This is a genomic window from Microbacterium sp. NPDC064942 (assembly GCF_049545525.1).
GTDB lineage: Bacteria > Actinomycetota > Actinomycetes > Actinomycetales > Microbacteriaceae > Microbacterium > Microbacterium gawkjiense.
On sequence record NZ_JBMWDR010000002.1, the window covers coordinates 219,824 to 232,076 of the forward strand.

Here is a 12,253-nt window from a genome sequence, read left to right on the forward strand (position 1 = left end):
TGTAACCGCTTGCCCGCAGTGGGGCAGGTAGCGTCAGCGGCATCCCTTCGGCAGCGCCGCCCTCCAGGCGCGTCGCCGACGAGCCTCATCGGAAGGTGCACAGCAATGCTCCCCATGTCCAGGAAGCGGGTGGTCGCGGGCGCCGCGGCCCTCGTCATCGGTGCGCTCGCGCTCAGCGCGTGCGCCAGTCAGCGCGGCGGCGAGACCGAAGGCGAAGGCTCGGCCGACGTCGACGGCACGTTCGTCTTCGGCGCCTCGGCCGACCCGGCCAGCCTCGACCCCGCCTTCGCCCAGGACGGCGAGACGTTCCGCGTCTCGCGTCAGATCTTCGAGGGTCTCGTCGGCACCAAGCCCGGCACTGCCGACCCGGCGCCGCTCCTCGCGGAGTCGTGGGAGGTCTCGGACGACTCGCTGAGCTACACGTTCGCCCTCAAGAAGGACGTCACGTTCCACGACGGCACGCCGTTCAACGCCGAGGCCGTGTGCGTCAACTTCGACCGTTGGTACAACTGGGAGGGCCTGGCCGCCAGCGAGGCGCTCGGCTACTACTACAACAAGCTCTTCAAGGGCTACGCGTCGAGCCCCGACACCGCGGTCTACGACTCCTGCACGCCCGACGGCGACGACTCGGTCACCATCGCGCTGAAGAAGCCCTTCGCCGGCTTCGTCGCGGCGCTGTCGCTCCCCGCCTTCGGGATGCAGTCGCCGACCGCCCTCGAGGAGTACAAGGCCGACGAGGTCGGCGGCACCGCCGAGGCCCCGACCCTCAGCGAGTACGCGATGGGTCACCCCGTCGGCACCGGTCCCTACAAGTTCGACGAGTGGTCGCCGGGCGAGCAGCTGACGCTGAGCTCGTACGAGGACTACTGGGGCGACGCCGGCCAGATCGACGAGATCATCTTCCGCGTGATCGACGACCCGACCGCCCGCCGCCAGGCGCTCGAGTCGGGCTCCATCGACGGGTACGACCTCGTCGGCCCCGCCGACACGGCCGCCCTCGAGGAGGACGGCTACAAGATGGTGTCGCGTCCTCCCTTCACGATCCTCTACCTCGCCTTCAACCAGGCGGTCCCGGAGCTTCAGGACCCGAAGGTCCGTGAGGCTCTCTCGTACGCCGTCGACAAGGACGCGCTCATCTCGCAGGTCCTCCCCGAGGGCACCGAGAAGGCGACGCAGTTCATGCCGCCGACCGTCAACGGCTGGAACGCCGACGTCACGACGTACGACTACGACCCCGAGAAGGCGAAGCAGCTGCTCGCCGAGGCCGGCTACGACGAGGCGAACCCGCTCGCGCTGACCTTCAACTACCCGGTCAACGTCTCGCGTCCGTACATGCCGGACCCCGAGCAGATCTTCACGGTGCTGTCGAAGCAGCTGAACGAGGTCGGCGTCGAGACCACGCCGCAGTCGAACGAGTGGGGCGAGTACCTCGACCTCATCACCGGCGGCACGGACCACGGCATCCACCTGCTCGGTTGGACCGGCGACTACAACGACACCGACAACTTCCTCGGCGTCTTCTTCGGTCAGAAGTCGGCGGAGTGGGGCTTCGACAACCCCGAGCTGTTCTCCGCCCTGACCGACGCCCGCGGCATCGCGGACCTCGACGAGCAGACGCAGGTCTACTCCGACATCAACGAGCAGGTCGCCGAGTTCATCCCCGGTGTCCCGCTCGCCCACCCGGCTCCCACCCTGGCCTTCGACCCCCGCGTCGAGAGCTACCCGGCGAGCCCCGTGAACGATGAGGTGTTCAGCGAGATCGTCCTCACGAAGTAAGCCGATCGAGGCGGCCCCGGCCGCCTGACCGGTGCGGGGCGGGACACCCTCCCGCCCCGCACCGACCTCCCCGAAAGCGACACCCGTGCTGCGAACCATCGGCAAAAGGCTCCTGCTGCTGATCCCCACCCTCCTCGGCCTGAGCATCCTGCTCTTCTGGTGGGTGAGAACCCTCCCCGGTGGGCCCGCCCAGGCCCTGCTCGGCGAGAAGTCCACCCCCGAAGCCGTCGCCCGCATCAACGAGCTCTACGGCTTCGACCGCCCGCTCCTCGAGCAGTACTTCACGTGGATCGGCAGGCTCCTCTCGGGCGACTTCGGCAGCTCGCTGCAGACGAGCCGTCCCGTGCTCGACGAGTTCCTGCGCCGCTTCCCCGCGACGATCGAGCTCTCGCTCGCCGCGCTCATCATCGCCGTCGGCGTCGGCGTGCCCCTCGGGTACTGGGCCGCCCGCCGCCACGGCAAGGCGGCCGACAGCGCCGCCGTCGTCTTCAGCCTGCTCGGCATCGTCGTGCCGGTGTTCTTCCTGGCCTTCATCCTCAAGTACGTCTTCGCGGTGCAGCTGGGATGGCTGCCCTCGGACGGCCGCCAGAGCCCCCGGATCGACGCGACGCATTACACGAACTTCTACGTCCTCGACGGCCTCATCACAGGGGAGTTCGACGCGGCATGGGATGCCGTCCTCCACCTGATTCTGCCGGCGGTGGCGCTCGGCACGATCCCCCTCGCGATCATCGTGCGCATCACCCGGGCATCCGTCCTCGAGGTCCAGAACGCGGACTACGTGCGCACCGGCAAGGCCAAGGGCGTGCCCGGAGCGCTGCTGCGCAACCGCTTCATCCTCCGCAACGCGATGCTGCCGGTCATCACGACGATCGGCCTGCAGGCGGGTCTGCTGCTGTCGGGAGCGATCCTCACCGAGACGGTGTTCGCCTTCCCCGGCATCGGATCGTTCCTCGCCGGCGCCATCTTCAACCGCGACTTCCCGGTCCTGCAGGGCTTCATCATCTTCATCGCGATCGTCTACGCGCTGATCAACCTGCTCGTCGACGTCTCGTACAGCCTGATCGACCCGAGAGTGAGGGTCTCATGAGCACCGTCCTTCCCCCCGCCGCCGGCGGGAGCCCCGCCGAGGACGCCACGGCCGTCGACCTGAACGCCGGCAGCGGCGGAGCGCCGCGCGGCGGCTTCTGGCACGACGTCTTCCGTCGCCTGCGGCGCAGCCCCGTTGCGTGGACCGGCCTCGTCATCGTGCTGCTGTTCGTGCTCGTCGCGATCCTCGCGCCGCTGCTCGCCCCGTACCCCGAGACCGACCTCCCGGGTGCGCGCGAGATCACTCCGACCTACATCCCCGGTCCCGGCGAGATCGCGGCGTTCCCGCTCGGCCTCGACCGGTTCGGCGGCGACGTGCTGTCGAAGCTCATCTGGGGAGCGCAGTCGTCGCTGCTCATCGGCGTCATCTCGACCGCTTACGGCCTCGTCGGCGGGATGCTGCTGGGCCTCATCGCCGGCACGTTCGGCGGCTGGGTCGACAACGTCATCATGCGACTCGTCGACATCCTGCTGTCGGTGCCGAGCCTGCTGCTCGCCGTCTCGATCGCAGCGATCCTCGGCCAGAACCAGAACTCGGTCATGATCGCCATCGGTGTCGCGCAGGTGCCCATCTTCGCGCGCCTGCTCCGCGCCTCGATGCTGCAGCAGCGGTCGGCCGACTACGTCCTCTCGGCGCAGACCCTCGGCCTCGGCCGCGGGCGCATCACGATGACCCACGTCCTGCCGAACGCGGTCGGACCGGTCATCGTGCAGGGCACCCTGTCGCTCGCGACCGCCGTCATCGACGCCGCAGCGCTGTCGTTCCTCGGCCTCGGCGGCGGACGCCCCGAGACCGCGGAGTGGGGCCGCATGCTCACCTACGCGCAGGCGGAACTCGCCATCGCGCCGTGGTTGGCGTTCCTCCCCGGCATCTGCATCGCCATCACCGCGCTCGGCTTCACGCTCTTCGGTGAGGCGCTGCGCGAAGCCATGGACCCCCGGACGCGCGGGCGCTGATCGTGAGCCGGCGGGCGCTGCTCGTCGTCGTCGGGCTCGCCGTCGTCGTGGTCGTGGGGCTGGCCGCGCTGTACACGCTCGGCGGGCTCGGCAACGCGGTCGTGCCGTAGTCGCGCCGGGGTACCGCTGCGCGATCCCGGCGGGGCGGCTGGTACCGCTGCGCGATCCCGGCGGGTCGGACAACAGGGCCCCTTCCCCGACTGTCCGGCCCACCGGGATCGCTTCGCTGCCCGTGCGTGCTGGGGCTGTTCGCCTGTCGCGTTGTGCGGCGTGGGGCGGCGTGTTGTGACAGGGGAGGGTTGCGGAGGCGCGGCATCCGCTGTTCGCCTGTCGCGTCGTGCCGCGTCGGGCGGCGTTTTGTGACAGGGGAGGGATGCCGGAAGGAGGGTCAGACGGCGATGTCGAGCTCGTTGCCGGGGATCGAGGCGAGGAGGTTGCGTGTGTAGGGGTCGCGCGGGTTCGTGAAGATCTCCTCGCTCGAGGCGGCCTCGACGAGCGCGCCGTCCTTCATGACGCAGACGTAGTCGCTGATCAGGCGCACGACGGCGAGGTCGTGCGAGATGAACAGGTAGCTCAGGCCGTACTCGTTCTGCAGGTCGCGCAGCAGCGACAGGATCTGGTCCTGCACGAGAACGTCGAGCGCCGACACCGGCTCGTCGCAGACGATCAGTTCCGGCGACAGGGCGAGGGCCCGCGCGATCGCGACGCGCTGACGCTGACCGCCGGACAGCTCCGACGGGTAGCGCCGCAGCATCGACTCGGGCAGGGCGACGTCGTCGAGCAGCTTGCGCACCCGCGCGGCACGGTCCTTCGCGGAGCCGCGGTTGTAGAAGTCGAGCGGTTCCTGCACGATCCGCTCGATCGTGAACATGGGGTTCAGCGACGAATACGGGTCCTGGAAGATCGGCTGCACCTTCTGCCGGAACTCGCGCAGCTGCCGTCCTTTGAGGGATGCCACATCCGCACCGTCGTAGCGGATGACACCCTCCGTCGGGTCGACGACCTTCAGCAGCATCCGTGCCGTCGTCGTCTTGCCCGACCCGGATTCGCCGACGATCGCGACCGTCTCGCCGCGGGGGATCGCGAACGAGACGTCGCGGACGGCGGCGAAGTCCTCCTTCTGCCCGCGGACCTTGTAGAGCTTGGTGAGCCCCTCGACCTCGACGATGTTGTCGACCGGCTTCGGCGCGGCATCCGGTGTCGGGGCCGTGAACGCCTCGGGGCGCAACCGTGCGACGGCGACCGAGGGCGCCGCCTGCACGAGGGACTGGGTGTAGGGATGCTGCGGGTCCTCGAGGATCTGCCGCGCGGGGCCCTGCTCGACGATGCGGCCCCGGTGCATGACGACGACCCGGGCGGCGCGCTCGGCCGCGAGACCCAGGTCGTGCGTGATCAGCAGGACGGACGTGCCGAGCTCGGTCGTCATGCGGCCGAGCTGGTCGAGGATCGTCTTCTGCACCGTCACGTCGAGCGCGCTCGTGGGCTCGTCGGCGATGAGCAGGCGCGGGTTGCAGGCCAGGCCGATCGCGATGAGTGCGCGCTGGCGCATGCCGCCCGAGAACTCGTGCGGGTACTGCTTCGCGCGCTCCTCGGCATTCGGCAGGCCGGCCGCCGCGAGGGTCTCGACGACCTTCCGGTCGACGTCCTTCTTCGTCGCGAGCCCGTGCGCGAGCAGGGTCTCGGCGACCTGCGTGCCGATCTTCGACGTCGGGTTGAGGTTCGACATCGGGTCCTGCGGCACGAGTCCGATCTGCGCCCCGCGGATGCCGCGCATCGTCGCCTCGGAGGCCCCGACGAGCTCCTGGCCGTCGAGGCGGATGCTGCCGTCGGCGATGCGTCCGTTGCCGGCCAGCAGGCCGATCACGGCCATCGCGGTCGTCGACTTGCCCGAGCCCGACTCGCCCACGATCGCGACCGTCTCACCCGCGGCGAGGTCGAGGTCGACGCCCTCCACGGCGCGCACCGATCCGTCGATGGTCTGGAACTCGACGGCGAGGTCGCGCACCTGCAGGAGGGGCGTGCCGGCGGCGGGGGTGGTGGCGAAGGGCATGGGTCCATCCTGCCCTCCGCCCGCCGCGGGCGCACGGGCGGATCGCCGGCTTTACCGAGCCGTAACGGGATCAGCCGTCGCGGCGGGCACCCTCGGACGGTCGCACCGTGAAGACGTGCGGCTCGGTGTGCCCCGCCGCGGCGAAGGCTGCCAGAACCGCGCCTCGCACGGCCGGGACGGCGGCGCGGTCGATGAGCGCGATCGCCGACCCGCCGAATCCGCCGCCCGTCATCCGCGCCCCGACCGCGCCGTTCTCGCGGGCGGTCTCGACGGCGAGGTCGAGCTCGGGCACCGAGATCTCGAAATCGTCGCGCATCGAGGCGTGCGAGGCGTAGAGCAGGTCGCCGATGGCGCGGGGGCCCTGTTCGCGCAGCGTACGCACGGTGTCGAGCACGCGCTGGTTCTCGGTGACGACGTGACGCACCCGCCGATAGGTCACCTCGTCGACGAGCTGCTCGACCTGCGGCAGCTGGTCGACGCGCACGTCGCGCAGGGCCGGGACGCCCATCGCCTCCGCACCGCGCTCGCACGCGGCGCGGCGCTCGCCGTAGCCGCCGGTCGAGTGCGCGTGGGCGACACGCGTGTCGATCACCATGAGCTCGAGCCCCGCGGCGTCGAATCCGAGGGCGACCACCTGCGCGTCGAGGCTGCGGCAGTCGAGGAAGGTGCCGGCATCCGTCTCACCGAGCATCGACGCCATCTGGTCCATGATCCCGGTCGGAGCGCCGACGGCCTCGTTCTCGGCGCGGCGTCCCGCCTGCGCGAGTGCGACGCGGTCGAGGCCGAGCCCCCACACGTCGTTGAGCGCCGAGCCGGTCGCACCCTCGATGGCCGCCGACGACGAGAGCCCGGCGCCGACGGGGACGTCCGAGGCGAACGCGAGGTCGACACCGGTGACGGATGCGGCATCCGTCCCGGTCGCCTGCAGCAGGGCCCACGCGACACCGAGCGGGTACCTGGCCCACTCGACGACCTCGTCGCGGCGGTCGGGGAACAGCGCGTCGAGGTCCGCGAGCGCCACCTCGACCGGCGCCTCGTCGAAGGTCGAGACCACGCGGATGCGGCCGTCCGAGCGGCGGCCGAGCGCGACGTGCGTCCGGTGGGGCGTCGCGAACGGGAAGACGAAGCCGTCGTTGTAGTCGGTGTGCTCGCCGATCAGGTTGACGCGCCCGGGCGCCGACCAGAGGCCGACCGGCTCGTTGCCGGTGAGGGTGGAGAAGAGGCCGTGGGCCTCGCCGGCAGCGGTCACAGGGTGACTCCTTCGATGGCGGTGCGGAGGCGCGCGGCGGCGTCCTCCGGGGGGACGTCGCCGATCCAGGCGCCCATGGCGGCCTCGGATCCGGCGAGGAACTTGAGCTTGTCGGCGGCGCGACGGGGACTCGTGAGCTGCAGGCTCAGGCGCACGGTGTCGCGGCCGACGTGGACCGGCGCCTGGTGCCAGGCGGCGATGTAGGGAGTCTCGGACTCGTAGAGGGCGTCGACGCCGCGCAGCAGTCGCAGGTAGAGCGGGGCGAGCTCGTCCTTCTCGGGCTCCGAGAGCGTCGCGAAGTCGGCGACGTGACGGTGCGGGAGCAGGTGGATCTCCAGTGGCCAGCGGGCGGCGAACGGCACGAAGGCGGTCCAGTGCTCGCCGCGCAGCAGGACGCGGGGGCCGGCCTGCTCGAACTCGAGGATGCGCTGGAACAGGTCGGGGGCGGTGCGGTCGATCGAGTCGAGCAGACGGGTCGTGCGCGGAGTGACGTACGGGTAGGCGTAGATCTGGCCGTGCGGATGCTGCAGCGTGACGCCGATCGCTTCGCCGCGATTCTCGAAGGGGAACACCTGCTCGATGCCGGGAAGGGCGGACAGGGCGGCGGTGCGGTCGGCCCACGCCTCGATGACGGTGCGGGCACGGGTGACGGACTGCGTGCCGAACGAGCCGGTGCGCTCGGGCGAGAAGCAGACCACCTCGGTGCGGCCGACGCTCGTGCGGGTGCGGCCGAGCCCGAGGTGGGCGAGGTCGTCGAGCCCGCGCGGCGGGTCGACTGCGGCGGGGACGTCGTCGGTCGCCTCGGCCAGGGCGGGGCCGAACGAGGGCGACTTGTTCTCGAAGACGGCGACGTCGTAGTGCGATGGGATCTCGGACGGGTTCGTCGGGGTCTGCGGCGCGAGCGGGTCGAGCTCGGCGGGGGGCAGGAACGCGCGGTTCTGCCGGTTCGCGGCGACGGAGACCCAGTCGCCGGTGAGGACGTCCTGCCGCATCGTGGCGGTCTCGGGGCGGGCGTCGAGATCGCGGGTGTCGACGGCGCGCTCCGGGCCGAGGGTCGTGCCGGGGTCGTCGAAGTAGATCAGCTCGCGGCCGTCGGCGAGGCGGGTGCTGCGCTTGACGACGCCGGCGCCCAGGTCGGATGTCTCGGTGGGGGTGGGCTCGAACTGCGGCGTGTTCACGTCAACACGGTAGCCGAAGGGCTGTGTTATCGTCAACATCGCGCGGATCTCCGCAGATCGTGCCGGGGCCGCGCCGGGGAGGATGCCGTGCAGCGACGCGTCTCGATGGCCGACGTGGCCGCGGCGGCGGGTGTGTCCGGCCAGACCGTCTCGCGCGTCGTCAACGGCAGCCCGCGCGTCGACCCCGAGACCCGCGCGCGCATCGAGGCGGCGATGGCCGACCTCGGCTACCGCCCGCACCGCGCCGCCCGGGCCCTGCGCACGGGCCGCTCCGGCACGATCGGTGTCATCGTCGCGACCCTCGCGACGGTCGGCAACTCGCGGATGCTCGAGGCCGTGGCATCCGCTGCGGCCCGGCGCGACCTGGCGGTCACCCTCATCTCGCTCGCCGAGCGGACGGGCATCGCCGATGCCTTCGACCGCCTGCACGACCTCGGCGTCGACGGCGCGATCGTTCTCAACGAGGCGACGGCCATCGCGGAGGGCGTCGCGCCGCCCGCGGGTCTCGCGCTGGTCGCAGTCGACTCACCCGGCGGGGCGTTCGCGACGGTCCAGTCCGACCACGCGGGCGGCGCCGAGACGGCCACACGCAGGCTGACGGATGCCGGGCGTCGTGCGATCGCGCACGTCGCCGGGCCCGCCGGGTCGTTCGCGGCGGCCGAGCGCGAGCGCGGGTGGCGGGCGGCGCACGACGGGCCGCCGCTCCGGGAACCGTTGCGCGGGGATTGGGGTGCGGCATCCGGTCACGCGGCGGGAGTCGTCCTCGCCGCCGACCCGGGCGTCGACGCGGTGTTCGCCGCGAACGACCAGATGGCGCTCGGCGTGCTGCGCGCGCTCGCCGAGGCGGGACGTGAGGACGTCGCCGTCATCGGGTTCGACGACGTGGCGGATGCCGCGGACTACCGCCCGCCGCTGACCACCGTGCGGCAGGACTTCGACGCCCTCGGCGAGGCCGCCGTCGCCGCCCTCGCGGCGACGCTCGACGGCGAGCCCGCGACACGGACGGTCGTCCCGACGACGCTCATCGCCCGCGCGTCGGGCTGACGCGCCGCCCGCTCGCTCGCGGTTGTTCGCGCGAAAGCGCCCCCTGCTGCCGAGAGCGCCCGTCCGAGCGTGTCAGCAGGCGGCGCTGTCGGCACGGACGCGCGCTCTCGCGCGTGACCGGGGGCTCTCAGCCGGCGGTGCGGCGGGCGTCCCAGCCGGTGCGGACCATCTCGTCGACGGTGTACCGCATCTTCCAGTCGAGGTCGCGGGCGGCGAGCTCGCCGGTGGCGACGATGCGGTCGGGATCGCCGGCGCGGCGCGGGGCGATCTCGGGGGTGAACGGGATGCCGGTGACCCGGGCGACGGCATCCATGATCTCGCGCACCGACAGACCGTTCTGCGAACCGAGGTTGTAGGCGGGCTCGACCGGTTCGCCCGCGCGCAGACGCTGCGCCGCGACGACGTGCGCGGCGGCGATGTCGGCGACGTGCACGTAGTCGCGCACGTTCGTGCCGTCGGGGGTGTCGTAGTCGTCGCCGTTGATTCGCGGCGTCTCACCCTTCAGCAGCATCTCGAAGACGATCGGGAACAGGTTGTGGGGGCTCGTGTCGTAGACCGACGGGTCGCCCGAGCCGACGACGTTGAAGTACCGCAGCGAGGTGTGACGCAGGGGTGCATCGGATGCCGCCGTCGCGAGGCCCTGCGCCGCGATCAGCCACTCGCCGATGAGCTTCGATTCGCCGTACGGCGAGGCGGGACGCTTGGGCAGGTCCTCGGTCACGAGGGGCACGTCGGGGGTGCCGTACACGGCGGCGCTGGAGGAGAACACGATGTTCGTGACCCCGGCATCCGCCATCGCCGCGAGCACCACGCGGGTGCCCTCGACGTTCTGCTCGTAGGTGTGGAGGGGGCGCTGCACCGAGACACCGGCGTACTTGAACCCGGCGACGTGGATGACGCCCTCGACGCCGTGCGTGCGCAGGGTGTCGGCGACGAGCTGCTGGTCGAGGATCGTGCCCTGCACGAAGGGCACCCCCTCGGGCACGAACGCGGCGTGTCCGCTGGAGAGGTCGTCGAGGACGATCGGGTCGAGACCCGCCTCGGCGAGAGCGCGGACGATGTGCGCGCCGATGTACCCGGCGCCTCCGGTGACGAGCCAACTCATGGTCCCGAGCCTACTGGCGCGGAACCGGGCCGCCGGACCTCAGGGACCGGGCCGCCGGACCCCAGGAACCCGGCGCCCGCGGCCTCAGAAACCCGGTGCCCGCGGACTCAGGAACCCAGCGCGGCGGCGACGACCTTGCGCGCCTCCTCCTGCACCTGCGCGAGGTGCTCGGGACCCTTGAGGCTCTCGGCGTACAGCTTGTAGACGTCCTCGGTGCCCGACGGGCGCGCCGCGAACCACGCGTACTCGGTCTGCACCTTGAGCCCGCCGATCGCCGCACCGTTGCCGGGCGCGTGCGAGAGCTTCGCGGTGACGGGGTCGCCGGCCAGCTCGCTCGCCGAGACGGCGTCGCCCGACAGCTTCGACAGCGCCGCCTTCTGCTCGGGCGAGGCGGGTGCGTCCACGCGCTGATACGCGGATGCCCCGAACTCGGCCTCGAGCTCGGCGTACCGCTGCGAGGGGGTCTTGCCGGTGACGGCGAGGATCTCGGCGGCGAGCAGACAGAGGAGGATGCCGTCCTTGTCCGTCGTCCAGACGGTGCCGTCCTTGCGCAGGAACGACGCACCGGCGGATTCCTCGCCGCCGAAGGCGACGGAGCCGTCGAGCAGGCCCGGGACGAACCACTTGAACCCGACGGGGACCTCGAGGAGGGTGCGGCCGAGCGAGGCGGCGACGCGGTCGATGATCATCGACGACACGAGGGTCTTGCCGATGGCGGCATCCTGCGGCCAGCCTTCGCGGTGGCGGTAGAGGTAGTCGATCGCGACGGCGAGGAAGTGGTTCGGGTTCATGAGCCCGGCGTCGGGCGTCACGATGCCGTGACGGTCGGCGTCGGCGTCGTTGCCGGTGAGGATGTCGAACTCGTCGCGCCGGGCGACGAGGGCGGCCATCGCCGAGGGGGAGGAGGGATCCATGCGGATCTTCTCGTCCCAGTCGAGCGTCATGAACCGCCACGTCGGGTCGACCTCGGGGTTCACGACCGTGAGGTCGAGGCCGTAGCGCTCGCCGATGAGAGCCCAGTACTCGACCGACGCACCGCCGAGCGGGTCGGCGCCGATCCGAACGCCCGAGCGGGCGATCGCCTCGACGTCGATGATGGATGCCAGGTCGGCGACGTAGCCTTCGCGGAAGTCGTACTCGCCGAGGGTCGCGTCGTCGATGTCCGCGTGGCGGATGCGTCGGACGCCCTCGAGGCCGGCCTCGATGAGCGCGTTCGCGCGGTCGGCGATCCAGCCGGTCGCGTCGGTGTCGGCAGGTCCGCCGTGGGGCGGGTTGTACTTGAAGCCGCCGTCGCGCGGCGGGTTGTGCGAGGGGGTGACGACGATGCCGTCGGCGCGACCGGCATCCGATTCGTCCCGACCCTTGTTGTAGGTGAGGATCGCGTGGCTGAGGGCGGGTGTCGGCACCCACGAGTCGCGGCTGTCGACGCGGACGTCGACGCCGTTCGCGACGAGGACCTCGATGGCGGTGTGCTCGGCGGGCAGCGAGAGTCCGTGCGTGTCGCGGCCAAGGAACAGCGGGCCGGTGATGCCCTGCGCCGCGCGGTAGTCGACGATCGCCTGGGTCGTGGCGAGGATGTGGTCCTCGTTGAAGCTGCGCGACAGCGACGAGCCGCGGTGGCCACTCGTCCCGAACGCGACCCGCTGCGCGGCGACCGACGGGTCGGGCTTCAGGTCGTAGTAGGCGCCGATGAGGGCGTCCACGTCGACGAGGTCAGAGGCTTCGGCTGGCTGTCCTGCGCGGCTCATTCGCCCAGTCTGCCAGGGAACTCGGACGGGAGCGCCTGCGTGTCGCGGATCCGCAGC

General features: G+C 71.4%; 9 protein-coding genes. 4 read left to right on the forward strand and 5 right to left on the reverse strand.

Annotated features, from left to right (window positions below):
• The first annotated feature begins 105 nt into the window (after positions 1 to 105).
• The 3 genes from ACPEH2_RS05380 to ACPEH2_RS05390 all read left to right on the forward strand — a co-directional run bounded on the left by ACPEH2_RS05380 (position 106) and on the right by ACPEH2_RS05390 (position 3,822).
• The gene (locus ACPEH2_RS05380) at positions 106 to 1,776 is read left to right on the forward strand and encodes an ABC transporter substrate-binding protein (RefSeq protein WP_253034820.1); all 1,671 of its coding nucleotides are present in this window, start codon (positions 106 to 108) and stop codon (positions 1,774 to 1,776) included.
• A gap of 85 nt (positions 1,777 to 1,861) precedes the next feature.
• Positions 1,862 to 2,866, forward strand: a complete 1,005-nt coding sequence (locus ACPEH2_RS05385) for an ABC transporter permease (protein ID WP_064003762.1) — start codon at positions 1,862 to 1,864, stop codon at positions 2,864 to 2,866.
• On the forward strand, positions 2,863 to 3,822 hold the full coding sequence (locus tag ACPEH2_RS05390; RefSeq protein WP_253034821.1) for an ABC transporter permease: 960 nt from the start codon (positions 2,863 to 2,865) through the stop codon (positions 3,820 to 3,822). The genes ACPEH2_RS05385 and ACPEH2_RS05390 overlap by 4 nt, the downstream gene beginning before the upstream one ends.
• Before the next feature lie 388 nt (positions 3,823 to 4,210).
• On the opposite strand, the gene ACPEH2_RS05395 is transcribed toward ACPEH2_RS05390, so the two are convergent.
• The 3 genes from ACPEH2_RS05395 to galT form a co-directional block, all read right to left on the reverse strand.
• Positions 4,211 to 5,872: an ABC transporter ATP-binding protein gene (locus tag ACPEH2_RS05395; RefSeq protein WP_217529473.1), complete on the reverse strand. Its 1,662-nt coding sequence runs from the start codon at positions 5,870 to 5,872 to the stop codon at positions 4,211 to 4,213.
• 70 nt (positions 5,873 to 5,942) lie between these two features.
• Positions 5,943 to 7,121, reverse strand: a complete 1,179-nt coding sequence (gene galK, locus ACPEH2_RS05400; RefSeq protein WP_253034823.1) for a galactokinase — start codon at positions 7,119 to 7,121, stop codon at positions 5,943 to 5,945.
• A complete protein-coding gene (galT, locus tag ACPEH2_RS05405) occupies positions 7,118 to 8,299 on the reverse strand; it encodes a galactose-1-phosphate uridylyltransferase (RefSeq protein ID WP_217529465.1) in 1,182 nt (393 codons plus the stop codon). Before galT ends, galK begins: the two co-directional genes overlap by 4 nt.
• Positions 8,300 to 8,404: 105 nt before the next feature.
• Between galT and ACPEH2_RS05410 the strand changes: the two genes are divergently transcribed.
• A complete protein-coding gene (locus ACPEH2_RS05410; protein WP_423718462.1) occupies positions 8,405 to 9,343 on the forward strand; it encodes a LacI family DNA-binding transcriptional regulator in 939 nt (312 codons plus the stop codon).
• Positions 9,344 to 9,470: 127 nt separating this feature from the next.
• Here ACPEH2_RS05410 and galE read toward each other — a convergent pair whose 3' ends face one another.
• Both galE and pgm read right to left on the reverse strand, forming a co-directional pair.
• The gene (galE, locus tag ACPEH2_RS05415; RefSeq protein WP_423718384.1) at positions 9,471 to 10,448 is read right to left on the reverse strand and encodes a UDP-glucose 4-epimerase GalE; all 978 of its coding nucleotides are present in this window, start codon (positions 10,446 to 10,448) and stop codon (positions 9,471 to 9,473) included.
• A gap of 107 nt (positions 10,449 to 10,555) precedes the next feature.
• Positions 10,556 to 12,196, reverse strand: coding sequence for a phosphoglucomutase (alpha-D-glucose-1,6-bisphosphate-dependent) (gene pgm / locus ACPEH2_RS05420; RefSeq protein ID WP_217529459.1), 1,641 nt, complete (start codon positions 12,194 to 12,196; stop codon positions 10,556 to 10,558).
• Between the last annotated feature and the right edge of the window lie 57 nt (positions 12,197 to 12,253).